This is a genomic window from Gluconobacter sp. Dm-62, from assembly GCF_018256155.1.
Lineage (GTDB): Bacteria > Pseudomonadota > Alphaproteobacteria > Acetobacterales > Acetobacteraceae > Gluconobacter.
In genome coordinates this window covers 590,071-616,435 of record NZ_JAERLY010000002.1, presented here as the reverse complement: position 1 = coordinate 616,435, position 26,365 = coordinate 590,071, and the positions used below count along the sequence as shown (strand labels likewise).

Genomic DNA, 26,365 nt, shown 5'->3' with positions numbered 1-26,365 from the left:
CCCCCCAAGCCCGATCACGCCACCCCCCAGACCCGCGACCAGTTCAGCTGGAACACTTCCCGGCGCATGCCAGACAAGCGACACCGCCAAAATCGCCATTACGGCTGAAAATGCCCCGTCCGATGCCCCATCCCGCCGACGCACAAGAACGGACCAGAACAGAACCAGCAGCAGCGCCAGCACAACAGATGTCTGAGCTGGAAACAGGACACCTAGCAGCAGAGCGGGAACGCTCCATACCGCCGGACAGGCCTCCCGATCCAGTGCTGCAATCACTCCGATCGCAACCGCCACAACTGCTGGCGACAGAGCCAGAATGGCCGCCAGCGCCGCCAGACAGAGGACAACAGCTCTCCCAACCTGCCCGGGCTGAACAGCCTGCAGACAGGCCGGAACAATCAGAACCGCAAGGCTGAGAGAGACCGGATCAACATGAAAAAGGGAGGCGAAAATATGCAGGGCGCGGTCCGGACAAAAGGTGGGAACGGACCGCAACCATCACGACCGTCAGATCATGGCGAGAGATACCTTGCGTTTCGGCGGAGGGAAAGCACCGTCCAGCGTTTTGAGATCCGCCTCTGTCAGGCTGATCTCCAGACTGGCGAGATTTCCCGCCACATGCTTCGGAGAGCCGGCCTTCGGAATAGCCATGATATTCGGCCGATGCAGCACCCAGGTCAGTGCGATCTGGGCCGGATCGGCAGGCCCCTGCGACGTCTCATGACGCGACGCCACGTCTTTAAGGGCCGGATGATCCAGCAACTCCCCACCCTGTCCCAGCGGCGAATACGCCATCGTAACAGTCTCGGAGTTCAGATCATGGTCGAGCAGATCGAACTCGGTCCCGCGATGTTCGAGATTATACAGAACCTGATTGACCAGACAGTTTCCGGACAGGCTCTCGATTTCTTCCATGTCATCGACATCGAAATTCGAAACACCCCAACCCCGGATCAGTCCATCATCCTTCAGATCCTCGAAAGCGCGGATCGTCTCCTCCAGAGCCGTACCCCCGCGCCAGTGCAGCAGGTACAGATCCAGCCAGTCGGTGCCGAGATGCTTCAATGAACGCCGACACGCCTTGCGCACACCATCATAAGACGCATTGGACGGCACAACCTTGCTGACGAGATAGACGTCATCGCGCACATCCGCGATCGCCTCGCCCACCAGATCTTCCGACCGGCCGTTGCCATACATCTCGGCCGTATCGACAACCTTCAACCCGGCTTCCAGCCCCTGACGCAGGCTTTCGATTTCGTCCACGCGCCGCGCGGCGCTGTCGCCGACATTCCATGTTCCCATGCCCAGCGCGGGAACCGTGACACCATTCCTGAGTGTGACTGTTTTCATGATCATTTCCTGTCTGTGCTCTCAGACAACGACAGGATCCGCCGGCTGTTCCCTCACAACATCAGCCGGCGCCACACCATTGGCCGCCAGCAGCTCCCGCAACTTCCGCACAATCGGGAAGACCTCGACGTTGTGATCGCCGCCCAGTTCGCGCCAGGCGTTCTGTTCCAGTTCCATGATTTCCCGGTCTTCTTCAAAAATCCGGTTCGTAAAGATACCCAGCGCAGGCCAGATCATGTCGATCAGGAACGGCGTTTTGGGGCGCAGCACCGAAAGCAGACCGAACGTCTGCGTGCTCATCCCGTCCGCTGTGTCGGGAACGTAAACGCTGAACAGTTCCATGATCAGATCGCCGTCCTTGTCATGGATTTTCAGGCTCTGATACGGATAGGTCGTGCGAATGCTGACGATTTCCTCAACCGGCTGCTCCCGGTTCGGGTCATCATGATGCTTGCCGAAAATCAGCCGTTCCGCAAGGGGCTGCTGGTTTCCACTGCGCGCAAAACTGTATCGCGCCTCGATGAAGTTCTCGCCCGCATCCTGCCCCAGAAAACGCGCCTTGATCTGCCCCATCTGGCGGCGGTGCAGGAACTGATGGTTCATGTCCATCAGGTTCTCATGCATGAACGTGTAGTGGCATTTTACGACTGGGCTGAAACGCCGCGTCTTGAACGCCGGAGTATCCACCTGCGCCAGAGGCGGCAGGGGCACGCTCTCCGCCTTCGCCGCATCGCCCGGGAAAATGAAGATCATCCCCCCCGCCTCACGACAGGGATATGTCTTCACACCATTCGGCAGCTTGCCCTTACCGAGATACGGCACATCAATGCACCGGCCGGACCGCCCATAGGCCCAGCCATGATAGCAGCACTGCACTGCCTCACCGCTGACCTTGCCGAGACTGAGCGGAACCTGACGATGCGCACAGCGGTCCTCAAGTGCGAAGACCGTGCCTTCCTCGGGACGCACCAACGCTATGGGATGACGCCCGAACCGCCGCCCGATCGTCTTGCCGCGCTTGAGATCCTTTGACCACGCCAGCGGATACCAGAAGTCTGGATTGATATCGACGCGACGCAGGTCAGTTTTGAAAGATGCGGCGGAAGAATTCGTGGGATCTGGCACAGTCAGGCGTCCTCTCCAGTGAAATGAAAAACACCCCGGATACGGCGCGCTTTCCATCAATGGCTTCAGACACAGTTTGAAACCTTACCCCGCCTTTTTCCAGCCCCGCTCTTCCTGTTTCCAGTACACGAGATTGTGACCAGAAGATTTCATCGCCACCCAGCGTTGCCTTGCCCGCTGAACCGATTGCGGATTTCCACCATCAAACAGATCGAAAACCCGAGTAAAGGGCGTGAACTCATCGTCCCCCGCCCCATCAACGCGAAACAGGAACCGCGCCTCATTAGGCACGTCCTCGCCCTCGGTCAGCCAGATCGGCTGCCGGACTGCATGACCGCTCTTGACTGTGCCATGCGGCAGCCAGACCGGATCTCGGCACGCCCAGAGCGCCGCATCCAGCGTCATGACCGCAGCCGCATCCGGGCAGCGCACAAGCGCACGCTCCCCCGCATCCAGCGTCCGGCCCAAAAGGGCCGGAAGCGCTTCTTCAAGCGGCGTACGCGTCAGATGATAGAACCCGACATCCACAGCGTGGTCCCGCTCCTCAGGCGCTGGCTTCGTGGGCCTTCACAAAACAATCCAGCAGACGGACACCAAACCCGGTCGCACCCTTCGGCGCGATAGCGGACGCCTTGGTCTTCCAGGCTGTCCCGGCGATATCCAGATGCGCCCAGTCCGTATCACCCACGAAGCGCTTGAGGAACTCGGCTGCAAGAATGGCGCTGCCTGGACGGCCGCCGATGTTCTTCATGTCGGCAATGTCAGAGTTGAGTTCGCGGTTATAGGCCTCGCCCATCGGCATCCGCCACAACCCTTCACCAACCTGCGCACCCGCCTCCGCCAGACCTTTCGCCAGCGCATCACTGTTGCTGAACAGACCCGCGTTCTCGTAGCCAAGGCTGACCACGATCGCACCCGTCAGCGTCGCCAGATTGACCATCAGCTTCGGGCTGAAGCGCGTCCGCGTATAGGACAGCACATCCGCCAGAACGAGACGGCCTTCCGCGTCGGTATTCAGCACTTCGATCGTCTGCCCGTCATAAGCCCGCACGATATCGCCCGGACGCTGCGCCCCGCCGGACACCATGTTTTCGACAAGGCCCACCACACCGATCGCATTGACCGGCGCCTTGCGACGGGCCAGCGCGCTCATCAGACCGATCACGGTCGCAGCGCCACCCATATCGGTCTTCATCTCGTCCATACCGGCCGCAGGCTTGATGGAGATGCCGCCGCTGTCGAACGTCACACCCTTGCCAATGAATGCCAGAGGCGCCTCGCTGCCACCGCCATCATGACGGACAATGACAGTCCGCGGCTTGTGCACACTGCCCTGCGCCACGCCCAGAAGCGCGCCAAAGCCCAGTTCCGTCATGGCCTTCTCGTCGAGAACCTCAACCGTCAGGCCAAGTTTACGCAGCTCTTCGATCCGCTGCGTAAAGGTCTGGGGATAAAGCACATTCGGTGGCTCGCTCACGAGATTCCGCGTCAGGATCACACCCTGGGACACCGCATCCAGAGCCGCCCAGCGCGTCTGCGCTGCTGCCGCATCGGACACCGTGACATGCAGCGTCTTCAGAACCGGACGGCTGTTAGGCTTCTTCGTGCGATACAGATCGAAATCATAGGATGCGAGGCGGGCACCCAGAGCCGCTTGCGGAGCAAACTGCTCCAGCCCTTCCGCGACGGCCAGAACCGCACTCTCGACACCATCCAGCAACAGCACCGCACGACCGGCCGCGTTCTCGACCGCCACGGCATCCACAGCAGCACCTTTCGGCGTCACGCCAGCAAGCACGATCTGCGACAGGCCCTCGGCCGGAGCCGGGAGTACCACGCTCTGCCCGGCCTCGCCCTTGAAACCCTTCAGGGCCACAGCACGCGACACGGCACCGGCCGAAGCCTTGTCCAGCGCGGCAAATGTCTCACCAGCGGCCGCATCACACAGCAGGACAACCGCCTTGGGCGCATCTGCAGAAAAGGCTGGAAAGGAATCGAAAATCACTGAAAGCATGATGGTCCTGCCGTCTGGAATATGAAGTCGTTGCCTCCGTTATCGGGAACACCGACCGCCCATACAAGTCCTCCCCTCTTCCGACCCGAAGAAAGACCACGTGATGCGCCGTTCTGTCCTGACGCTGATGCTCTGCTCCGGCCTCGCTTTCGCTACCCCACAGGGGCATGCCGCGCCTGCCAGCACCAAACCCACCTCAAAAATTACCGACATCCAGCCTATCCTGATCGGCAACAGACCCGTCACAGTTCACCCCACAGGGTTTCCCCCCGTAACCATCACCCCGTTCTGGCGCGAGAACGGAAACGCATGGGGCTACACCCTGTATGCCGTCAGCACCCCCGAGGCCGAGGCGCCTTACCGCACAACCCTCGTGGACACGGAGGATGCAGACCATAATGGCCAGCTTCTCGACATGGTGCAGGACATTCCCCACACCGGCGAAGACGCGCTCCAGACCATCCATTTCGCGTCCGGCCGCGTGAACGGGAAACCGGCCCTCCTGCTGTTCGTGAGCACCCGCGACAACGGCACCAATCCCGTCCCCCAGCTGAGCCCGGCGCATATCCGCGTCTACCAGCTGACGAAAGGAGACGGAGAACCGGGCAGCACACTGTTCTATTTCGCGCTCCGCACCACGCTCCAGTCTCCTGTCACAACATGCCACGCGGATATCGCCCTGAGTGCCGCAACAAAAATCCCGTTTGCAAAATGGAACGGAGATCAGGAGCCTGTCCCAACCTGCCCGCAATAACGGGTGCATCAGCACATGACGCAAAAGCCATCTTGGAGTAGTCTGGGCAAATGACTTCTGCCTCCCCCATCATCGTCCGCGCGGACGATGACCGCGCTCTTCTGGCCCTGGCATTCCGGCTTGCCTCCGAAGCCTCGGACATCATCAACGCCATCCGCGAACGCGGCTTCCGGACAGACATCAAAGACGATGCCTCCCCGGTTACGGAAGCGGACCATGCCTCCGAACAGCATATCCTGTCCGGCCTGCGCGCGGCCTGCCCGTCCATCCCCGCCATTGGCGAGGAAGAAATGTCGGCCGGTATCCGGGTGAGCGCGGAAGACTCCTACTGGCTGGTTGATCCGCTGGACGGAACACGTGGTTTTGCATCGGGCGGGAAAGACTTCACCGTCAATATCGGTCTGGTCCGCAATGACCGGCCAGTTCTGGGCGTGGTCGCCCTCCCCGGTTACGGCCTGATTTACAGCGGCGGACAGGGCCTCGGCGCGCATCGCTCGGATGGCACAAACAGCACGCCGATCCATACCGCCACACCCTCTGAAGAGGGCCTGCGCGTGCTGGCCTCCAGCCATCACGGCAATCAAGAACTGCTGGACCGCTGGCTCGCTGGACGCAAGGTGGCCTCGATCGACAAGCTGTCGTCTTCGGTGAAGTTTATGCGGGTCGCCGAAGGGGCTGCGGATTTTTACCCCCGCTTCGGACCCACGATGGAATGGGACACGGCGGCCCCCCAAGCCATTCTTGAAGCCGCAGGTGGCGCCCTGCTCGACGAGAGCGGCACGCCCCTGCGCTACGGCAAACCCGATCGGCTGAACGGTTCCTTCTACTGCACGGGAGGCGCATCTTGAGCGACACACCCCATACCGAACGCCTGACCGCCACACCTGAGGGCATCCGCCGCTCCGCCGAACTCCTGAAAGCCGGCAAGCTGGTCGCCTTCGGAACCGAGACCGTTTACGGCCTTGGCGCCATTGCTTCGTCCGACACTGCTGTCGCCCGGATTTTCGCCGCCAAGGGACGCCCGCGCTTTAACCCGCTCATCAGCCATCTTCCGGATGCCAAAAGCGCCTTCGCACAGGCCTCGCTGAGCGGCAGGATGGAAGAGATCGCGCACGCTTTGGCCGAACGTTTCTGGCCCGGCCCGCTGACCATGGTGCTGCCCCGCTCACCGAATTCAACCGTCTCCGATCTCGCTGCCGCAGGCCTCTCCACGCTGGCGCTACGTGTTCCGCGCGGCAAAACGGCTCTGGCCCTGCTTCGCGAAGTCGGCGCGCCCGTTGCCGCGCCCTCCGCGAACGTCTCGGGCACTGTCAGCCCGTCCGATGCCTTCCACGTCCTGCGCTCGCTGGACGGACGGATCGACGCGGTTCTGGATTCCGGCCCCTGCTCGATCGGCGTGGAAAGCACGGTGCTGGATCTGACACGCGAAGTGCCCGTTCTCCTGCGTCCGGGCGGGGTTACGCTCGAAGAGCTGACCGAGCTCTGCGGTCCGATCCGCCATCCGGACGATTTCGCAGAGATCGCCCCTGCCTCTCCCGGCAGACTGGCCTCGCATTATGCCCCAAGCCTGCCCGTCAGACTGGACGTCACGTCCATTGACCCCGACGAGGCCCAGCTTGCTTTCGGCGCACCGCTTCCGGGAGCCGGACTGACATGGAATCTGAGCGAGAACGGCAGCCTTGAAGAAGCAGCCGCCCGTCTCTTCGCCGGACTACGCTTTCTGGACGCTGAAGGGACCCGTCGCGGGCTGAAAACCATTGCCGCCCAGACAATTCCCCGCCACGGGCTGGGTCTCGCCATCCGCGACCGCCTTCGCCGCGCCGCCGAGCCCCGCACCGACAGCATGACTCCTTCCTGACCATGAGTCGCGCTCCGGATCCGCGGGAGGTCAAGATCCTGTCAGACATTCTGGCGCTGGTGCTGGACGAGCAACCTGGCCACGCTGCCAGCGCACTGGAGCGGATCCGTCAGATGGCACGACGCGATAGCGTCACGGGCGGCGCGCTTAAAAACCTCTTCATAACCCGCATCGGAACTGTGCCGCAGAACGACGCCTCCGAACGGGAGAATGGTTTGCGGGAACGGATTTCCGGACTGGAACGCCGCCTCAGCCGGAGCGAAGCCGACACCCGTGCCGCCCAGACGCGCCTGGGACGATCCCAGATGGACGTCAGTCTGCTGCAGATGGAGATAGCGACCACAAGAATGCAGAAACCCTGGCGTTATGTCGCTCTGGTTTTTGCAGTGGGCGCAGGGCTTCTGGTCGGCATTGCCTCAACGCAGCTCTACCACAGCCTGACGGCTACGATGACACCCATCGACCGGGCTTCTTATCTACGATAGAAACTGTTTCGTTTTTTCGCCTTCCTCCCGCCACGCGCTAGGGATAGATGAAGGGCCATGGCCTCATCCTCAGGTACCTCCAGGCGGCACATCCTGCCTCTGCTCGACCGCTATATTCTCCGTCAGCTCCTCATCGCCCTGCTGGCGCTGACAGGAGGTGCGACGGCATTGATCTGGCTGACCCAGTCGCTGCACTTCGTCTCGATGGTGGTCCAGCATGGGCTTTCTTTGCGGGTATTCATCCAGCTGACCTCGCTGATGCTCCCGACCTTCATCGCGGTCATTCTGCCCATTACGACATTCCTCGTCGTACTGTTCACCTATCAGCGAATGGTTGGCGACCGGGAACTCACGGTCATGCGCGCCGCAGGCCGTTCCCCGCTCGAACTGGCCAGACCGGGCCTTCTCTGCGCACTTTTTTCCGTGATCCTGTGCTACGCCCTGACCCTGTGGCTCGCTCCCGTCTCCTATCATGCGTTTCACCGCTACGAGTTCCAGATCCGCAACCGCATGGCGGCTTTCCTGCTTCAGGACGGCGTTTTCACCAACCTCTCCAGTGACATGACCGTCTATGTTCGGGGACGGACCAATGATGGCCAGCTCCATGGCGTGCTGGTCGAAGACGACCGCGATCCGGATTCTCACACCACGATCCTGGCGGAGCGCGGAACCATGGTCGTGGTCAACGACCAGCCCCGCGTCGTTCTCTACGACGGCTCCCGCGAGGAAATAGACCGCCATACCGGGCGACTGAACATTCTGACCTTCGGACGCAATACGATCGACCTCACCTCGGCGCGCCAGAACAACCATGAAGACCGGGACCCAGACGAGATGTCGCTGCGCGAACTGTTCCATCCCGATCCCCATGAAGTGTCCGAACGGGATCGTGGCAAGAACATCGTCGTGGCCTGGCGCCGCCTCACATCCCCATTGACGGCTCTGTCCTTCGCGATGATCGGTCTGGTCACGGTGTTACGCGGCGCATTCTCCCGTCATGGCAACATCACACGCCCCCTGACCGCCATTCTCACTGTCGTCGGACTGCTGGCCATTTCACTCATGCTCCAGAATCTGGCTGGACGGCATCTTGCCCTTGTCCCCCTCATCTGGCTTGAGGCCATCCTTCCGGCCGTCATCTGTGCCGTCATGCTGTTCCTCGAACAGTGGACCGGCACCGTGCGGGAAACCACACCGGCCAGCACTTCCGTGGAACCCGCCCGATGAGGGCCGTCCCGTCTCCCCGCCTTGGTCTCTGGCTGACATCCCTGTTTCAGGTTTTTAGCACCCGCGACGACCATGCCGGCTTCTCCACGACGCTCGCGATTTACATCGCACGCCAGTTCATGCTCAGCACCCTGTCCATGGTTCTGGCCCTGACCGGGCTTGTCTCGCTTTTCGACTTCATCGACCTATTGCGCCGTGCGGCAACACGTCCGAACGTTCCAGCAAGCCTCGTCATCAAGATCGCAGCCCTGCACGTTCCGTATTACATCATCTATGTGCTGCCATTCGGCATCCTGCTGGGCGGGATCGTGTGCTTTTCCCGTCTGACGCGCTCATCCGAACTCATCGTCGCGCGCGCCGCCGGCATTTCGGCCTGGCAGTTCCTCGCCAGCCCGCTGGCCTGTGCCCTGCTGACTGGACTGCTGACAACAACCGGCATCTCCGCATTGTCTTCGGACATGTTCCGCAGCGCCGAAATGCTCGACCAGACCTATCTGCGCACCGGCGGAGGCCCACTGACCCTTAACGGGGGCGCCTTATGGCTCAGGCAGTCTGATGATGGTCTGGTCCCCCATGGGGTTGCCATTCTGCACGCTCAGGATGTCCACCTTGTGAACGGAGCCCTGAAGGTCTCAGGCGTGTCAATTTTCCGGCTCGACGAGCGGGACCGGCTGATCGTGCGGATCGAATCTCCAAATGGAGCCCTCGGCGACCATCAGTGGCTTCTGCACGAAACCTCCGTGCTGCACCCCGATCACCTCCCTCAGCAGGTCGGCGATATGACCCTTCCTTCCGATCTGACCGTCGGTCGTGTGCAGGAAAGTTTCGCATCGCCAGACACCCTGTCAGTCTTTGCACTTCCGGGCTTCATCAACCTTCTGGAGCGCTCGGGATTTCCGTCGATCCGGCACCGACTTCATTTCCAGTCACTGCTGGCCCTTCCCATTCTGGCCGGGACCATGGCATTGGTATCCGCAGGCTTCTCGATGCGTCCGACACGACGCGGCGGCGTAGCCCGGATGCTGGGATCGGGAATCGCCGCAGGTTTTGCGCTGTTCACCATCTCGAAAGTGGCCGAACAGTTTGGTGAATCCGGTGCCTTGCCACCGGTTCTTGCGGCATGGGCGCCGACAGGTGCGGGGCTCTGCCTCGCCGTCGCCCTTCTGCTGCACATGGAGGATGGTTGATGACGGTGCCCCTGTGGCTCCCAACACGCGCCCGCAGACGCGCTTCGTTTGTCGGTGCCACGCTGATGGCAGGAACCGCGCTCGTGGCGCCGCAGAAGATGTCTGCCAACACGATGCAGCGCGACAACTCCCATATCATCGTCATCGGCAAACCGACGTCCCAGACCGATCCCCTGACCTATCTCGCGGATAGCGAAAGCTACGCAAAGAATGGTCTGATCACATGGGACGGCAATGTTCGCGTCTGGCAGGGCGATCACGCCCTGCGCGCCGACCGCGTCATCTATGACCGCAGCACTGGCATCCTGTCGGCCAAGGGCCATGTCGCCGTCGTGGAGCCCGATGGCAGCACGACCTATGCCGATTACATCGAGTTCAGCCACGGCATGCATGACGGCATCGGCAGCGGCATCTACATCCGCATGGAAGACAATGCCAAGCTCGCCGGCAACGGCATGCGGCGCACGAACGGGATGCTCAATGACCTGACGCATGCCGTCTACACGGCCTGCAAAATCTGCGAGAAGAACCCCGACCTGCCGCCATTCTGGCAGTTCCAGGCTTTCGACGCGACGCAGGACGTACAGCACAAGCGCCTCGAATTCGATCATGCCTGGCTGAAAATGCTTGGCCTGCCGGTCTTCTATTTTCCGTTCTTCTCCATGACCGATCCGTCCGTCAAACGGCAGAGCGGCTTCCTGATGCCTGGCATCAGCCCGCATGACCGCTATCTTGGCACCTATTTTACACTGCCCTATTTCTGGGCCATCGATGAACAGCAGGACCTGACGGTTCGTGGCCTTGTTTCCACCAAAACTGGCCCCGAACTGACAGCGCAGTACCGCAACCGCCTCAACTTCGGATCGATCGACGTTACCGGAGGCGTTGCCTACGACACGCATGACGAAAGCCGGTACACGAACACCTTTGGCAATAACGTAGGCTCGTCCAGCGAATACGGCATTCAGGGCTATGTGTTCGGTCGCGGCAATTTTGCAATCGACCGCAACTGGCAGGTCGGAGCCAACATCAACGTCGCCAGCTCCGCCAACTACATGCGCGACTACCGCGTTCCGGGTTACGGTTCGGAAATGCTGAACTCCAACCTGTTCCTTGAAGGCTATGGCGTCGGTTCTTACATGCGCCTCGACGGTCAGGCCTATCAGGGGCTGAACCAGGGCGTCATCCGCAACTCGGATCTGCCCTGGGCCCTTCCGCGACTGACCTACGCGTTTCAGGGACAGCCGGACATGTTCGGCGGCCGCCTCAGTGTCCAGACGACGGACTTCAACCTGTATCGTAAAAACGGCATCAACGATCAGCGCGGCCAGGCGGCCATCCAGTGGGACCGCCCCTTCCACAACAAGCTTGGCCAGCAGTTCCTGCTGACGGCCCGCATTGACTCCATGGTCTACCACGCCACGCAGGCTTACCAGCAGCCGACCTACTATACGAATGCCGGTGGCAACCATCTTGTCGGTCAGGTCCAGCCGACCATTGCCCTGCGCATGAACTGGCCTTTCCTGCGCAGCTTTGCCAAGGGTCATGGCTCGCAGATCTTCGAGCCGATCGCCCAGATCATCGCTGCTCCCAACACCGGGAATTCGCAGAACCGCAATCTGCCAAACGAAGACAGCCTGTCCTACGAATTCACGGATACGACACTGTTTTCCCTCAACCGCTATCTCGGCACCGACCGTCTCGACGGAGGCCTGCGCGCCAATGTGGGCATCCACCAGAACTGGTCGTGGAATGGCCATGCGATTGACATGCTCGTCGGAGAGAGCTTCCAGGAGCATATCGATCACAACCGTCTGCCCTATTCCGGCCTCGAGCATCACCTGTCCGACCCGGTAGCCCGACTGCGGGTCAGCCCGAATCAATTCGTGGACGTGACGGCGCGCGGCCGCTTCAACCCTTGGACGCATCAGTTTGATTATGGCGAAGGGCTGGTCAGCACCGGCATACCCGCCTTCCACCTTACGGGCGGATATGTCTATGCTCCCGTGACGCCGTATTATTATTACGCAACCGATTTCCGCGAATCCGGTCCCAATGCGCCTTACATGGTCAAGACGAGCGAGGTCACGGGCGGTTTCTCAACCCGCTGGCGCAACTACCACGCATCGGGTTTCTTCCGTCGCAGCCTCTCGCGGAAACAGTTCGTCGCAAACGGTGGCACAATCGGCTATTCCAATGACTGTTTCGGGCTGGATATCATGTACATCAAGCAATACACCCGTATCGGCGGCGAACAGCGTAACGAAACCATCCTGTTCAACTTCACGTTCAAGACGATCGGCACCTTCGGAATAAACGGTTGAGCATGTCCAAGACCCATTGCATTGCCTCTACGGCCCTGGCTGCCCTCCTCGCCTTCTCGGCAGCCCTCCCGGCCACGGCCGCACCGCATCACAAGGCGGCCGCAAAGCCTACTGCCTCCAAACCGGCAGCGGCTCCCGTCAAGCCACCCGAGGACCAGATCCTGGCCGTCATCAACGGTCAGGTTCTCACGCAGCGTGACGTGGACAACCGCGCCAAGCTCTTCGTGCTTTCGACCGGCCTGCCCATCAGCCCCGAGATCATGGGACGCATGCGGGGCCAGATCATCCATCAGCTGATCGACGAACGTCTGAAAACGCAGGAAATCCTGAAGCTCCACATCAACGTGGAACCTGAACAGATTGCGGGCGCCATCGCCAATATTGAACAGCGCAACGGGATGCCCAAAAATGCCCTGCGCGACCGGCTGGCCTCGGACGGCGTGTCGCTGACGACACTGATCGACCAGATCCGCGTGCAGATCGGCTGGATGCAGGTCCTGCGTGAAAAGCTTGGTGAGGAAGGCCGGATCACGGCCACCCAGATCAGCCAGCGTGAGCAGGCGCTTCAGGCCGAGCAGGGCCGCGCCCAGTACTTCATGAGTGAAATCTTCGTCCCCGTGGCCGATCCCCGCCATGACGAAAACGAGCTCACTTTCACCAAGACCATCATTTCCCAGCTGCGTGAGGGCGCGCCTTTCCCGATCGTGGCGGCCCAGTTCTCGCAGGCCCAGTCGGCCCTCGATGGCGGGTCCATGGGGTGGGTGCAGGAAGACAATCTTGACCCGCAGGTCGTCAGCATCGTCCGCCAGATGCCGATTGGAGCCATCTCCAATCCCATTCAGGTCGCTGGCGGGTTCGTCATTGCCACGGTTCAGTCCAAGCGCGTCGTCGGCAAGCAGATGGGTACTCAGCTTGACCTGAGACAGGCGTTCTTCCCCTTCGACACCCCCCTCAATCCGCAGAACCCTACTGAACAGCAGCGTGCCGCCCTGCAAAAGGCCACAACTGCTGTCCAGACGGTTCATAGCTGCGATGCGATGGAAGCGCTCAACAAGTCCCTCGGTGAAAAACGCCCTGGCAACCCCGGATCGCAGATCCTCGAGCGCCTGATGCCGCAGATGAAGTCGGTCCTCGAATCGCTTCCTCCCAACAAGGTCAGCCGTCCGCTGGTCTCGATGGACGGCATCGCCCTGCTCATGGTCTGCAACCGCCAGCAGAAAAACCTGGCCCAGCAGAGCCCGAGCGAAATCGCCGATCAGCTCATGAACGAGCGCGTCGAGCAGGCTTCCCGCCAGCTCCAGCGTGACCTTCAGCGCCGCGCCATCATCGAGATGCGACCCGCCGCCAAGGCCACCAACTAACGTGTCCCTGCCCTCACTGCGTGACACCATCCAGGCTCATGGCCTGGATGCCAAAAAATCCCTCGGCCAGCACTTCCTTCTAGACCCGGGCATCTGCGCCCGTATCGCAGCCCTCGGCGGTGATCTGACAGGACGCAGCGTCGTCGAAATCGGCCCCGGCCCCGGCGGCCTGACCCGCGCCCTGCTGGACACACCCGCCAGTCGTGTTGATGTCGTGGAAATCGACGAACGCGCCTGGCCCCTGCTGGATGAGCTGGCGACCTACTATCCGGACCGCCTGCACGTCGTTCGTCAGGATGCTCTGAAACTGGATGCTGCCACGCTGGCCCCCGCTCCGCGCCAGATCATTGCAAACCTGCCTTACAATGTCGCTACGCCCCTGCTCGTAGGCTGGTTGAGTCAGGCTGATCAGTGGGAACGGCTGTCGTTAATGTTCCAGCTCGAAGTCGCCGAGCGCATCTGTGCCGCACCGGGAAGCTCGGGTTATGGCCGCCTCGGCGTACTGGCTCAATGGTGCGCCACATGCTCTGTTGCCCTGCGCATCCCTCCCGCGGCCTTCTCACCACCACCCAAAGTCCATTCGGCAGTCGCCGTCATCATCCCCCACGCCGAACAACCGTCTCCGCAACTGTTCCGCGCCATGGAACAGGTCACAGCGGCCGCATTCGGACAGCGCCGCAAGATGCTCCGCTCCTCGCTGAAATCCATCGGAGGCGAGCGTCTTCTGGAAAAGGCTGAAATCGAACCGACCCGCCGCGCTGAAACGCTTTCGGTCGCTGAATTCGCGCGACTGGCGGAACTCAATCTCGCCAGCCGCTAAAGGTCCTTACTGACCTGCGCTTTCCCGTTCACGCTCGAACATGTAGTCCCGCGTGAACGGCACGGCGTCGATCGAGCGTGTCAGCTGAAGCTGGAAGTTCATGTGCCCCTGCACCCGAAACGCCAGCTCAGCCCCCACGAGATAGAACTCGAACATCCTGACAAACCGCTCGTCATACAGCGCCAGAACCTTGTCACGATTGGCATCGAAGCGCTTGCGCCATTCCGCCAGCGTGCGCGCGTAATGCAGTCGCAGGACCTCGCAGTCCGTCATCCACAGCCCTGACCGCTCGATCGCCGCCAGCGTCTCGCTCAGTGCCGGTGAATATCCACCGGGAAAGATATATTTCTGGATCCAGGGATTGGTCGTCCCTGGGCCGTCCATACGTCCGATAGAATGGATCAACGCCACGCCATCCGGCTTGAGACAGGCCTTCACTTTCTGAAAAAATGCTTCGAACTGCGGCGGTCCAACATGCTCGAACATACCCACCGAGACAATCCGGTCGAACTGCTGATGCAGGTTACGATAATCGATCAGCTCGAACCGGACCTGTCCCTCCAGTCCCTCGTCTTTCGCCCGCTTACGCGCCACTTCAAGCTGTTCGCGTGACAACGTGATGCCCAGAACCTGCGCGCCATAATCCTTCGCCAGTGTCAGCGCCATACCGCCCCAGCCACAGCCAATATCCAGCACTTCAAGGCCCGGACGATCCAGATTGAGCTTGGCTGCAATATGCCGCTTCTTGGCAACCTGCGCCTCCTCCAGCGTCATATCCTCGCGCTCGAAATAGGCGCAGGAATATTGCCGGTCCTTGTCCAGAAACAGATCGTACAGCGTGCCATTCAGATCATAGTGGTGCGCGACATTGCTGCGGGACTTCTTCAGGGAGTTCAGCGTCTTCCAGGCCCGCGTCACATAACGCAGACGGTCCTCGATCTCTTCGAAGACATGACCATGGCCGTTGATGTTTTCCATCAGGACGCTCAGCAGCGTCTCAAGCGTACAGCCGTCGGGCACGATACTGCCCGCCATGTATTCTTCACCGAAAGCGAGACCGGAATTAATGATCAGGGCCCGCTCGGCCTGCGGTGTACGAAGATGCAGCCCTGCCGCCAGTCCTGGCTTTGGCCCGCGATAGGTGCGGACAGTACCGTCACAGAACGTGACTCTCAGGCTTCCTGTCTGGATGAACTTTCTCAAGACAAAATCCAGAATCCGCTTCATTCCGATCTCCTGTTTCCAATACCGGCAAAAAGCCTCAACGGGCCTGTAGTTGTATCCTGCCAGTCAAACGGGCACAAAAAAACCCGGCTCGGGAATATTCCCGGCCGGGTTTTCAAGGACAAGGTCAGCGGTATCAGCCTTCGGCTTCTTCCGATGCCTCGCCTGCTTCGGCAGCAGCCTCTTCGGCGGCATTCTCAGCCTGCAGTTCACCAAGGATGTTTTCATCCTCGTCCTGCTCGCCGATTGCTTCGCCACGAGCCTGACGCTCGGCTTCTTCAGCGGAACGGGCAACGTTCACCGTCAGCGGGATGGACACTTCCGGATGCAGCACGATGCGTGCTTCCGTCAGGCCAAGCTGCTTGATCGGGTGTGCAAGAACAACCTGCTGACGCGAAATCGTCAGGCCGGCTTCCGTTGCTGCAGCCGCGATGTCGCGGGTGCTGACGGAACCGTACAGGCTTCCACTGTCACCAGCCTGGCGGATGATGACGACGGACAGCTCGTGCATGCGCTCGGCAAGACGCTCGGCCTCTTCACGCTTCTTGAGGTTCTGGGCCTCAAGCTGGGCGCGTTCGGTCTCGAAACGCTTCTTGTTGGCAACCGTGGCGCGCATGGCCTTGGCCTGGGGCAGCAGGAAGTTACGGGCATAACCCGGCTTCACGTGCACCAGGTCGCCCATCTGGCCGAGATGCTCAACCCGCTGCAGCAGGATCAGTGCGGTCTGGGACATGATGCTCTCCTCAGTTCACAACGTAGGGGAGCAGGGCGAGGAAGCGGGCGCGCTTGATCGCCTGTGCCAGCTCACGCTGCTTCTTGGCCGAAACGGCCGTGATGCGGCTCGGCACGATCTTGCCACGCTCCGAGAGGAAGCGGCTCAGCAGACGCACGTCCTTGTAGTCGATCTTCGGCGCGTTGGGGCCGGAGAACGGGCAGGACTTGCGACGACGGTAGAACGGACGACGTGCGCCAACTGCCGTACGACGGGCAGCCGGGTTCACTTCGCTGACGTCGGGAGTGATGGTCTCGGACATGTTTCTTACTCCGCTCCGGCCGTCTCACGAGCATCTTCCTGCTCGCCACGTGCACGATATTCTTCACGGTCTTCGCTGCTGCGACGGGGACCGCCACGGCCGCTCTCGAAACGACCAGCCGGCTTGGAGCCGCCACGGAAGTTACCGCGATCGCCACGATCGTCGCTCTTGCGAGCCAGAACCGGAGACGGGTTCTCGTCGATCTCGTCAACGCGCAGCGTGAGGACGCGCAGCACGTCTTCGTTCAGGCCCAGCTGACGCTCCAGCTCGCGCAGCGTGTCAGGGGTGCAGTCAAGACCCAGCAGGACGTAATGGCCCTTGCGGTTCTTCTTGATGCGGTATGCGAGCGAACGCAGACCCCAGAACTCGCGCTTCTGGATGGAACCGCCGTTGTCCTTGAGCAGGGTTTCGATGGTCTCGACCAGGGTTTCCACCTGAGCCTGCGACACATCGTTACGTGCGATGAGCACGCTTTCATACAATGGCATGAATACTCCCTTCGGATGAGGTCAACCTGCGACTGGCTCCGGCCCATGCCGGAAACAGAGCCCGTGTTTCAGGGCACAGGTATAGCCGGTGCGATGCCACATCGCCCGGCAGGGAAAGGCGGCATTAATCATGCAGAGCGCCCAAAGGCAAGTCTTAACTCAGAGTCGCCTCAGTCTTTCCGGGACATATTCATCCGGAACATCCCAGGTTTCGGGCACCGCATACCGGATCGCAAACCCCGCCCGCCGGTAATTCGGGAGCGCATGCGGATGATCCAGCGTGCAGGTATTAACCCGCAGCCGCCAGCTTCCGGCCCCGAAAGCGCGTGCAATGGCGTGATCCAGCAGCGCCCGCCCCAGACCACGCCCCATCGCTGGCGGCAGAAGACCGAAATAGGCCAGATTGGCATCCCCGCCCTGCCTCAGATCCAGCTCGTAAAATCCGACAGGCTCACCCGAACTGTCATGCAGAACCATGAAATGAACCGCGGGATTCTGGAGGATATCCGCCAGTTCCGCATCCGGCATCGACCGGCGCATCCACCAGCAGTAGTCCTGCCCAACCCCCGTATACAGAGCGCGATAGAGCGGAACGGCCCCATCCCCCGTCATACGCAACAGGGAATATCCTTCGGGCAGGATTGGATATGGACGGGGGGAACATGTTTCCAGAAAGGTGACATCCACCGCCAGGCGGGTGGATGTCCCTTTCGGCTTAAGCCAGTCCGGCAGCATTGCCCCGGTCTCCCGCCCGACGATCAGTTATCGTCGAGGAAGGACCGCAGCTTGCGCGAGCGGCTCGGGTGCTTGAGCTTGCGCAGCGCCTTGGCTTCGATCTGACGGATACGCTCACGGGTCACATTGAACTGCTGGCCCACTTCCTCAAGGGTGTGGTCAGTGTTCATGCCGATGCCGAAGCGCATCCGCAGCACACGCTCTTCACGCGGCGTCAGGGACGCCAGAACGCGTGTCGTGGCTTCACGCAGGTTCGTCTGAATCGCGGCATCCAGCGGAATAACGGCCGTCTTGTCCTCGATGAAGTCACCGAGATGGCTGTCTTCCTCGTCACCAATCGGCGTCTCAAGCGAGATCGGCTCCTTGGCGATCTTCAGGACCTTACGGACCTTCTCCAGCGGCATGCCAAGCTTCTCGGCCAGCTCTTCCGGAGCCGGCTCGCGCCCGATCTCATGCAGCATCTGGCGCGACGTACGGACCAGCTTGTTGATCGTCTCGATCATGTGAACCGGAATACGGATCGTTTTGGCCTGATCCGCGATGGAACGCGTAATCGCCTGCCGGATCCACCAGGTCGCATAGGTCGAGAACTTGTAGCCGCGACGGTACTCGAACTTGTCCACGGCCTTCATCAGACCGATATTGCCTTCCTGAATCAGATCTAGGAACTGCAGACCACGGTTCGTGTATTTCTTGGCGATCGAAATCACCAGACGCAGGTTCGCCTCAATCATTTCCTTCTTGGCGCGCGTGGAATCACGCTCACCACGGGAAACAGTCGCATAGACGCGACGGAACTCACCAACCGGCAGACCCGTCTCATGCGACAGGGCCGCAATCTCGCCACGCAGGTTGCGCAACTGGTCCATGTGCTTGGTCGTCAGGTTCTTCCAGCCCTTGCCCGGCAGCGTGGAAATGCTGTCCAGCCAGGTCGGATCGAGTTCGCGACTGCGATACTTGATCAGGAAGTCATCGCGCGAAATCTTGCAGTTCTCGGCCAGACGCATCATCCGGCCTTCGACGCTGTTCAGCTTCTGAACCTGCATCTTGATCTGCGCGACCAGCTCCTCAATCCGGTTGTTGTGCAGATGAACCTGCTCAACAAGGCTGACCAGCTCATGACGCAGCTTCTCGTAGGTCTGCTCGGACTTGTCCGAGTGATCCTCGCCACCCGTCAGGGCTTCGATGCGCTTGATCTGGATCTTGCGAAGCTTGTGATACAGCGGTTCGATGGCTTCAAAACGGGCCAGGATTTCCGGCTTCAGCTTTTCTTCCAGCGCCGACAGGGACAGGCCACTGCCCTCCTGCTGCTCACCGTCGGCTTCTTCGCTCTCGTCCTCGGCCTTGTCTTCCTCTTCGGATGCCTCGTCGCCTTCTTCACCCTCGACTGCTTCGGGATCCGGACCGCCGCCCTGGCTGGCCTCGAGATCGACGATGTCGCGCAGAAGCATCTCGCCGTCTTTGAGGCGCTCATGCCAGGAGATGATGGCGCGAATCGTCAGCGGGCTCTCGCACAGGCCGCCGATCATCTCGTCGCGGCCAGCCTCGATCCGCTTGGCAATCGCGATCTCGCCTTCGCGCGACAGCAGCTCGACCGAGCCCATCTCGCGCAGATACATGCGGACCGGATCATCCGTGCGGCTGGCAGCCTCGGCATCGACGTTACCGCCCTGCGGACCTTCGGCCTCCTCGGTCTCGCCTTCGGCTTCCTTTTCCGCAGGCGCTTCAGCCTCGTCCTGCTCTTCGTTCTCGATGACCTGAATGCCCATTTCGGACAGGGCCGCCATGACGTCCTCGATCTGCTCGGAAGACATCTGGTCCTGCGGAAGGACAGCGTTCAGTTCGTCAAAGGTGATATGCCCGCGTTCACGCCCTTTGGCGATCAGCCGCTTGACGGCAGCGGACTGCGTATCAAGGAGAGTGGTGTCCCCCTCCTGCTCCTGCGCGTTCCGATCCGTTCCAGAGGCTGTTTTCGTCGCCATTCGTCTCTCCGTCAACTCCGCCGCGAGTTAGCAATCCGGCAGCGTGCAGGTGGTCGATCCTGCGCCCGAAGTCAAGATTGGCACCCCAAAGAATGCAACCTTTCGGGAATAAAAATCGTTCCGGAATCATTTCTTCCGGCATGGCGGAGCCCTCTCCGCAGCGCTCTTACTCTCCGACCCGCTCTCCGCTTTTCAGGGCATCGCGGACCCGAAGACGGGTCATCAGCGCATTGGGAAAACGCAGCCCACTGTTCCCGTTTTCATCGACAAACGGCTCCATGTCACCTTCAATCACGGCCCGGGTTACGTCCTCTTCCAATGTCCGCTCGAAAGTCTGGAAATTGACCAGCGCATAAAAATGCCACCAGCTTTCAATGACATCCACCTTCAGGATCTCGTCCTTGACCTTGCCGTCTCCAACCCCGCGGGGCAGCGGACCACTTTTGACCACCTGCGCCAGATCGGTCAGTCCATGCTCTTCAAGCCAGGCCATGCAGCTCTCTGCCGTCAGGTCCTCACGTTCCTCTTCCTGACAGGACCAGTCCAGCATTGCCGAACGCAGACGGTCCAGCTCGGGCGGCAGGCGCAGACCACTGTAAGCCTGTTCCACTTCCGGAAGGATATCGGGATGGTGAAGCAGCATCGCCGTCATGATGTTCAGCCGCTCCAGATTTCCCGACTCCACATCGCGCATTGCCCCGGGCGCCTGCGTCGATAGCGGCAGACTCTCGCCTCCCTTGCGTTGGAAGGTCTTTTTCCGCCTGAAGCGGGCAAAGAACATGTCCAGAAGCGTGCTGCGATATTCCGATGCCAGAGAACGATCGGGGATCAATTTCGACAGCGCCACCAGCTTTTCACGCAGGGCCGCCCGCTGGTCCGGCCCCGGATCCACCAGTCCCACCGTCAGCAGCCCGAACAGCTCCTCCGCCATCGAGGTCGCACCGGACAGGACTTCCTGCATGGCCCGCGGTCCGCGACTGCGGATCAGGCTGTCCGGATCATCCTTCGGATCAAGCCGACAGAACCGGATCGTCCGCTCCGGCGCCAGCAGGGGCAGCGAGACCTCACACACCCGCAACGCCGCACGCGCACCCGCCGCATCGCCATCAAGACAGAGGATCGGTGACGGCGACATGCGCCACAGCAGCTCAAGCTGCTCTTCGCCCATCGCAGTGCCCAGAGGAGCCACGGCCCCCCCGAACCCCGCCTGATCCATGGCAATGACGTCCATGTACCCCTCGACCACCACGAGCTCCGCCCCGCGATGCACGGCTTCACGCGCCAGATCGAGATTGAACAGCGTGCGCCGCTTGGAGAACAGCGCGGTTTCCGGGCCATTGAGATATTTGGGCTGTCCGTCCCCCAGCGTGCGGGCGCCGAAGGACATCATGCTTCCCCGCCGGTCCCGGATGGGGAACGTCACACGGTTGAAGAACAGCTCCCCTTTGGGAGCCCCCTGCTCATCCACGCGCATGATGCCGGCCCGGATCAGCATCTCGACCGTCACCCCATGCGGCCGCAATTCGTCCAGCAACTGCCGCCCGTCACCGGACCAACCCAGACCGAACCGCTCGATCGTCTCTTCCGTCAGCCCGCGCCCGCGCAGATAGGCCAACCCCTCACGCCCCTCCGGCCGGTACAGCCGACGGCGATAGCTCTCCTGCACGAGATTGAGCACGTCCCCAAGCGACTGCGCCTCCCGGGCCCGTTCCTGCGTCCGCGCGTCCGCTTTCGGAACCTCGAGTCCGGCTTCGGAGGCAAGCTGCTCGACGGCTTCGGGGAAACTGCGCCCCTCGCTCTGCATCACATAACTGATTGCATCGCCATGCACGCCGCAGCCGAAGCAGTGGAAATGGTCGTCGTAGATGTAGAAGGACGGTGTCTTCTCACCATGGAACGGACAGCAGGTTTTCCAGTTCCGCCCGGACCTCACCAACTTGTTACGTCGCCCGATCAGCGACGGAAGCGGAGTCCGGTTGCGCAGTTCGTCCAGAAAAGCAGCATCAATTGCCATGGGCAGGAAGAGCCTTTCATGCGGGTTGGAAAGAAGGTTCCCGAGCGCATACAGCGCCAGCCCTTCTGTTTAAAGGAAACTTTTTCCCGAAATCCACCGCGCGTGCCATTGCGGCAGACCGCAGAAAACTGACCAATCGGTCAGTGATGTCACAAAATCATAATGACCGATCGGTCATTACGAATAATTTCCACGCAGATATAATTTCTTCCTTTTGATATCCATCAATGGTTTCCGCCCCAAACAGGCGTCATGGTGACATCGAACGGGGCACGGGCCTTTCCTGTTCAGCCTCTTCTTTGGCGACAGCCCGCGCCCGACGACAGACACAGGATCGCAGCCAATGACTGTCAAGATTTCAGTCCTGAAAGAACGCGATGAAGGCGGGGAACGCCGCGTCGCCCTCATTCCTCAGGTCGCCGACAAACTCGCCCCGCTGGGGATCGCTTTTTCCATGGAAACGGGTGCAGGCATCGCCTCGTCCTACCCCGACAGTACCTACAAGGACATCACACTCTCGCCGGACCGCAACGCACTCTTGGCAGATGCGGACATCGTCCTCGCCGTCCAGCCGCCAACGCTGGAAACGGTCAAGGCCATGAAGCCCGGCGCCATCCTTATTTCCTTCATCTACGGCCGAAACAACCCGGATCTGGTGAAGGCCCTGCGGGACGGAAAAATCACCTGTTTCGCCATGGAACTGGTGCCCCGCATTTCCCGCGCACAGGCCATGGACGCCCTCTCCAGCCAGGCTACGCTGGCCGGGTATTACGCCGTCCTGATGGGCGCGGTGCACATGCCCAAGATCCTGCCCATGATGACCACGGCCGTCGGCTCCCTGCGCGCCGCACAGGTTCTGGTCATGGGCCTTGGCGTGGCGGGCCTTCAGGCTCTGGCTACCGCCAAGCGCCTTGGCGCCGTGACCGAAGGCTATGACGTCCGTCCCGAAACACGGGAAGAAGCGCAGTCGCTGGGTGCGAAATTCGTTGATACCGGCGTCGATGCCACCGGTCAGGGCGGCTATGCCCGCGAACTGACGGATGACGAGAAGCAGAAGGTCCGCAAGGCGCTGAGCGACCACATCGCCCGCTCCGACCTGATCGTCACGACAGCGGCCGTTCCTGGCAAGCATGCTCCGCGCCTGATCGACGCCGAACAGATCAGCGCCATGAAACCCGGCGCGGTCATCATCGATCTCGGCGCGGAAGGCGGCGGCAACTGCGAAGGCACGCAGGCCGGACAGACCGTTCAGGTCGGCCCCACCACCATCGTTGGCCCTATCAACGTCCCGTCCATGCTCGCCGAACAGGCCAGCGAACTCTACTCCAAGAACATCATGCATCTGCTCCAGCAGATCATCACCAAGGACAAGGGTCTGGCCCCGGACTTCACGGACGAAGTCATCTCCGGCACGGCGCTCACGCATGACGGCTACATCACGAATGATGGCATCCGCACCGCCGTGGATCCGAATTCGCCAGCCCCGCCCGCGCCTGTTGCCCCTGCTCCCGCCGCCACTCCCGCGCCCACAACTCCCGCCGCAAACGACGCGGGCAAGGAGACCGCAAAATGATCACCGCAATGACCTTCGTCATCGCCCTGTACATCTTCATGCTCGCGGCTTTCACGGGCTATGAGGTCATCAGCCGCGTCCCCTCCATCCTGCACACGCCGCTCATGTCCGGCTCGAACTTCGTGCATGGCATCGTGGTCGTCGGCGCTCTCGGTGCGCTGTTCAACGCCTCGTCCGTTCTGGAACAGGTTGTCGGCTTTCTGGGCGTCATGCTTGGCGCCGGTAACGTGGTTGGCGGCTATGTCGTGACCGACCGGATGCTGGCCATGTTCAAACCCAGCACCAAACCCGCGACGCCGGCCCCGGCCTCAGGAGCCAAGTCATGATCCTGCTCGCCTATATCGTGGCCCTCAGCGGCCTGATCGCCTCGGCTCTTCTGGTCTATGGCCTCAAGCGCATGTCCTCCCCCGTCACGGCCGTTTCGGGCATCGTGACCGCAGGCTGGGGCATGCTGTTCGTCGTCGCGGCCAGCTTCCTCCAGATCTTCAGCGTTTCCGACGCAGCCCAGCCCCATATCGTCGTAAACGTCATCCTCGCCGTGCTCGCACTCGTCATCGGTGGTGGTTGGGCAGGCTGGAAAGGCCGCAGCGTCGCCATGACCGCGATGCCGCAGATGGTCGCCCTCTTCAACGGCATGGGCGGCGGCGCTGCCGCGGCCGTGTCCGTCATCGCCCTGACCGGCCCGAAAGACACCGGCATCGGCCAGCTTCTCGTCACCGTCGCCGGTGGCCTGATCGGCAGCATGTCGCTCTCCGGCTCACTTATCGCCTGGGCCAAGCTCGACGGCCGCATGAACAAACCGATCCGCTTCGGCGGACAGCGCATCGTCAACGCCGCCGTCTTCATGCTGACGATCCTGCTCGGCGTCATGGCCGTCGCCCAGTACCACCAGCCCGGCGGTGGCCTGTTCGCCCTGCTGTTCTTCATGGGCGCGCTGCTCTGCGGCATCTGCATGACCGTCCCCATCGGCGGTGCCGACATGCCGGTCGTGATCTCGCTGTACAACGCCTTCACGGGCCTTGCCGTCGGTCTTGAAGGCTATGTCATGGCCGATCCGGCCCTGATGATCGCGGGCATGGTCGTGGGGTCTGCCGGTACGCTGCTGACGGTCATGATGGCCAAGGGCATGAACCGCTCCATCACCAACGTCCTGTTTAGCAATTTCGGTGAAGCCACCGCCGCCGCTGCCACAGGCCCGCAGAAAGAAGCCAAATCCGTCGCTGCGGGCGATGCGGCCACCACGATGCGCTACGCCTCCACGGTCATTATCGTGCCGGGCTACGGCCTCGCCGTCGCACAGGCCCAGGGCAAGCTCTACGAATTCGTCAAACTGCTTCAGGCCGCGGGCGTGGACGTGAAATTCGCGATCCACCCGGTCGCCGGACGCATGCCGGGCCACATGAACGTTCTGCTCGCCGAAGCCGGCGTGCCGTACGACATGATCTACGACATGGACGACATCAACGACAGCTTCGCCGATACCGACGTCGCCCTCATCATCGGCGCGAACGACGTGGTGAACCCCTCTGCCCGGACGGACAAGTCCTCCCCGATCTACGGCATGCCGATCCTGAATGCCGACAAAGCCCGTCAGGTCTTCGTCATCAAGCGCGGCATGGGCATGGGCTATTCCGCCGTGCAGAACCCGCTGTTCTTCCAAGACAACTGCGCCATGCTCTTCGGCGATGCGCAGGCCGTGCTGTCCAAGATGGTGGAGGCCGTCAAGGGCCTCTCCGCCTCGTAACACCCGCCAGAAGGAGCCTTTCCCATGGCTGATACCATGCTCGCCGCCGTCGTCCGTGAATTCGGCAAGCCGCTCTCCATCGAGCGGCTGCCCATCCCGGACATCCAGCCCCACCAGATCCTCGTGAAGGTCGATACCTGCGGCGTCTGCCACACCGACCTGCACGCCGCGCGCGGGGACTGGCCGTCCAAACCCAACCCGCCATTTATTCCCGGCCATGAAGGCGTCGGCCATATCGTCGCCGTCGGCAGTCAGGTCGGCGATTTCGTCAAGACCGGCGATGTCGTGGGCGTGCCCTGGCTCTACTCCGCCTGCGGTCACTGCGAACACTGTTTCGCCGGCTGGGAAACACTCTGCGAAAAGCAGGAAGACACCGGCTACAGCGTCAATGGCTGCTTCGCCGAATATGTCGTGGCAGACCCCAACTACGTCGCGCATCTACCCTCGACCATCGACCCGCTTCAGGCCTCCCCGGTCCTGTGCGCAGGCCTGACGGTCTATAAGGGCCTGAAAATGACCGAGGCGCGCGCGGGACAGTGGGTCGCGATCTCGGGCGTCGGCGGCCTGGGCCAGATGGCCGTGCAATACGCCGTCGCCATGGGCATGAATGTCGTCGCCGTGGATATTGATGACGAAAAGCTCACCACCGCCAAGACGCTCGGCGCGGCACTGACGGTCAACGCCAAGGACACTGATCCTGCCAAATTCATCCAGCAGCAGATCGGCGGCGCACATGGCGCGCTCGTCACCGCTGTCGGACGGACAGCGTTTTCGCAGGCCATGGGTTATGCCCGGCGCGGCGGCACCATCGTCCTGAACGGACTGCCACCCGGCGACTTCCCGGTTTCGATCTTCGACATGGTCATGAACGGCACCACCATCCGTGGCTCCATCGTCGGCACACGGCTGGACATGATCGAAGCCATGGATTTCTTCGCCCGCGGCAAGGTCAAATCCGTCGTCACACCTGGAAAGCTTGAAAGCATCAACACGATCTTCGACGATCTGCAGAATGGTCGCCTCGAAGGCCGGACAGTGCTCGATTTCCGGTCCTGAAAACAGC

24 protein-coding genes and 1 pseudogene are annotated in these 26,365 nt (G+C 61.4%); 13 read left to right on the top strand and 12 right to left on the bottom strand.

Annotated features, from left to right (window positions below):
• The 5 genes and pseudogenes from JK202_RS04665 to JK202_RS04645 form a co-directional block, all read right to left on the bottom strand.
• A pseudogene (locus tag JK202_RS04665) lies at positions 1-495 on the bottom strand (hypothetical protein); the annotation flags it as partial.
• A gap of 12 nt (positions 496-507) precedes the next feature.
• Positions 508-1,353, bottom strand: coding sequence for an aldo/keto reductase (locus tag JK202_RS04660; RefSeq protein WP_211558660.1), 846 nt, complete (start codon positions 1,351-1,353; stop codon positions 508-510).
• 21 nt (positions 1,354-1,374) lie between these two features.
• Complete coding sequence (locus tag JK202_RS04655; protein ID WP_211558659.1) at positions 1,375-2,478, bottom strand: aromatic ring-hydroxylating dioxygenase subunit alpha; 1,104 nt, start codon at positions 2,476-2,478, stop codon at positions 1,375-1,377.
• Between the two features lie 84 nt (positions 2,479-2,562).
• The gene (locus JK202_RS04650) at positions 2,563-3,006 is read right to left on the bottom strand and encodes a DNA polymerase III subunit chi (protein WP_211558657.1); all 444 of its coding nucleotides are present in this window, start codon (positions 3,004-3,006) and stop codon (positions 2,563-2,565) included.
• A gap of 16 nt (positions 3,007-3,022) precedes the next feature.
• Entirely contained in the window at positions 3,023-4,492 is a 1,470-nt protein-coding gene (locus JK202_RS04645; RefSeq protein WP_211558655.1) for a leucyl aminopeptidase, read from the bottom strand.
• Positions 4,493-4,592: 100 nt separating this feature from the next.
• Here JK202_RS04645 and JK202_RS04640 point away from each other — a divergent pair, with 100 nt between their 5' ends.
• The 9 genes from JK202_RS04640 to rsmA are packed head-to-tail and all read left to right on the top strand — an operon-like array spanning position 4,593 to position 14,508.
• Positions 4,593-5,246, top strand: coding sequence for a hypothetical protein (locus JK202_RS04640; protein WP_211558653.1), 654 nt, complete (start codon positions 4,593-4,595; stop codon positions 5,244-5,246).
• 50 nt (positions 5,247-5,296) lie between these two features.
• Positions 5,297-6,094, top strand: a complete 798-nt coding sequence (locus tag JK202_RS04635; protein ID WP_211558651.1) for a 3'(2'),5'-bisphosphate nucleotidase CysQ — start codon at positions 5,297-5,299, stop codon at positions 6,092-6,094.
• A complete protein-coding gene (locus JK202_RS04630) occupies positions 6,091-7,104 on the top strand; it encodes an L-threonylcarbamoyladenylate synthase (protein WP_211558649.1) in 1,014 nt (337 codons plus the stop codon). The genes JK202_RS04635 and JK202_RS04630 overlap by 4 nt, the downstream gene beginning before the upstream one ends.
• A gap of 2 nt (positions 7,105-7,106) precedes the next feature.
• Positions 7,107-7,589, top strand: a complete 483-nt coding sequence (locus JK202_RS04625; protein WP_211558647.1) for a hypothetical protein — start codon at positions 7,107-7,109, stop codon at positions 7,587-7,589.
• Positions 7,590-7,646: 57 nt separating this feature from the next.
• Positions 7,647-8,816, top strand: coding sequence for an LPS export ABC transporter permease LptF (gene lptF, locus JK202_RS04620; RefSeq protein WP_211558645.1), 1,170 nt, complete (start codon positions 7,647-7,649; stop codon positions 8,814-8,816).
• On the top strand, positions 8,813-10,003 hold the full coding sequence (lptG, locus tag JK202_RS04615) for an LPS export ABC transporter permease LptG (RefSeq protein WP_211558643.1): 1,191 nt from the start codon (positions 8,813-8,815) through the stop codon (positions 10,001-10,003). The genes lptF and lptG overlap by 4 nt, the downstream gene beginning before the upstream one ends.
• Positions 10,003-12,327: an LPS-assembly protein LptD gene (locus JK202_RS04610; RefSeq protein WP_408872131.1), complete on the top strand. Its 2,325-nt coding sequence runs from the start codon at positions 10,003-10,005 to the stop codon at positions 12,325-12,327. The genes lptG and JK202_RS04610 overlap by 1 nt, the downstream gene beginning before the upstream one ends.
• Positions 12,328-12,329: 2 nt before the next feature.
• Positions 12,330-13,688: a peptidylprolyl isomerase gene (locus JK202_RS04605; protein ID WP_211558641.1), complete on the top strand. Its 1,359-nt coding sequence runs from the start codon at positions 12,330-12,332 to the stop codon at positions 13,686-13,688.
• A 1-nt stretch (position 13,689) separates the two neighbouring features.
• Entirely contained in the window at positions 13,690-14,508 is an 819-nt protein-coding gene (gene rsmA, locus JK202_RS04600; RefSeq protein ID WP_211558639.1) for a 16S rRNA (adenine(1518)-N(6)/adenine(1519)-N(6))-dimethyltransferase RsmA, read from the top strand.
• A gap of 6 nt (positions 14,509-14,514) precedes the next feature.
• Here rsmA and JK202_RS04595 read toward each other — a convergent pair whose 3' ends face one another.
• The 7 genes from JK202_RS04595 to dnaG all read right to left on the bottom strand — a co-directional run bounded on the left by JK202_RS04595 (position 14,515) and on the right by dnaG (position 21,985).
• Positions 14,515-15,735, bottom strand: coding sequence for a cyclopropane-fatty-acyl-phospholipid synthase family protein (locus JK202_RS04595; RefSeq protein ID WP_211558637.1), 1,221 nt, complete (start codon positions 15,733-15,735; stop codon positions 14,515-14,517).
• A 133-nt stretch (positions 15,736-15,868) separates the two neighbouring features.
• Positions 15,869-16,465, bottom strand: a complete 597-nt coding sequence (gene rplI / locus JK202_RS04590; RefSeq protein WP_211558635.1) for a 50S ribosomal protein L9 — start codon at positions 16,463-16,465, stop codon at positions 15,869-15,871.
• 10 nt (positions 16,466-16,475) lie between these two features.
• The gene (gene rpsR, locus JK202_RS04585) at positions 16,476-16,766 is read right to left on the bottom strand and encodes a 30S ribosomal protein S18 (RefSeq protein ID WP_062494891.1); all 291 of its coding nucleotides are present in this window, start codon (positions 16,764-16,766) and stop codon (positions 16,476-16,478) included.
• A 5-nt stretch (positions 16,767-16,771) separates the two neighbouring features.
• A complete protein-coding gene (rpsF, locus tag JK202_RS04580; protein WP_211558633.1) occupies positions 16,772-17,254 on the bottom strand; it encodes a 30S ribosomal protein S6 in 483 nt (160 codons plus the stop codon).
• 159 nt (positions 17,255-17,413) lie between these two features.
• A complete protein-coding gene (locus JK202_RS04575) occupies positions 17,414-17,989 on the bottom strand; it encodes a GNAT family N-acetyltransferase (protein ID WP_211558631.1) in 576 nt (191 codons plus the stop codon).
• A 23-nt stretch (positions 17,990-18,012) separates the two neighbouring features.
• Entirely contained in the window at positions 18,013-19,971 is a 1,959-nt protein-coding gene (gene rpoD / locus JK202_RS04570; protein ID WP_211558629.1) for an RNA polymerase sigma factor RpoD, read from the bottom strand.
• A 166-nt stretch (positions 19,972-20,137) separates the two neighbouring features.
• Entirely contained in the window at positions 20,138-21,985 is a 1,848-nt protein-coding gene (dnaG, locus tag JK202_RS04565) for a DNA primase (RefSeq protein WP_211558627.1), read from the bottom strand.
• A gap of 343 nt (positions 21,986-22,328) precedes the next feature.
• On the opposite strand from dnaG, the gene JK202_RS04560 reads away from it, so the two are divergent.
• From JK202_RS04560 to adhP, 4 genes are read left to right on the top strand one after another with little or no spacing between them, the layout of a single operon-like run.
• Positions 22,329-23,558, top strand: a complete 1,230-nt coding sequence (locus JK202_RS04560) for an NAD(P) transhydrogenase subunit alpha (RefSeq protein ID WP_211558625.1) — start codon at positions 22,329-22,331, stop codon at positions 23,556-23,558.
• Complete coding sequence (locus JK202_RS04555; protein WP_211558623.1) at positions 23,555-23,884, top strand: NAD(P) transhydrogenase subunit alpha; 330 nt, start codon at positions 23,555-23,557, stop codon at positions 23,882-23,884. The genes JK202_RS04560 and JK202_RS04555 overlap by 4 nt, the downstream gene beginning before the upstream one ends.
• A complete protein-coding gene (locus JK202_RS04550) occupies positions 23,881-25,302 on the top strand; it encodes an NAD(P)(+) transhydrogenase (Re/Si-specific) subunit beta (RefSeq protein ID WP_211558621.1) in 1,422 nt (473 codons plus the stop codon). The genes JK202_RS04555 and JK202_RS04550 overlap by 4 nt, the downstream gene beginning before the upstream one ends.
• Positions 25,303-25,326: 24 nt before the next feature.
• A complete protein-coding gene (gene adhP / locus JK202_RS04545) occupies positions 25,327-26,358 on the top strand; it encodes an alcohol dehydrogenase AdhP (protein ID WP_211558619.1) in 1,032 nt (343 codons plus the stop codon).
• Positions 26,359-26,365: the final 7 nt, after the last annotated feature.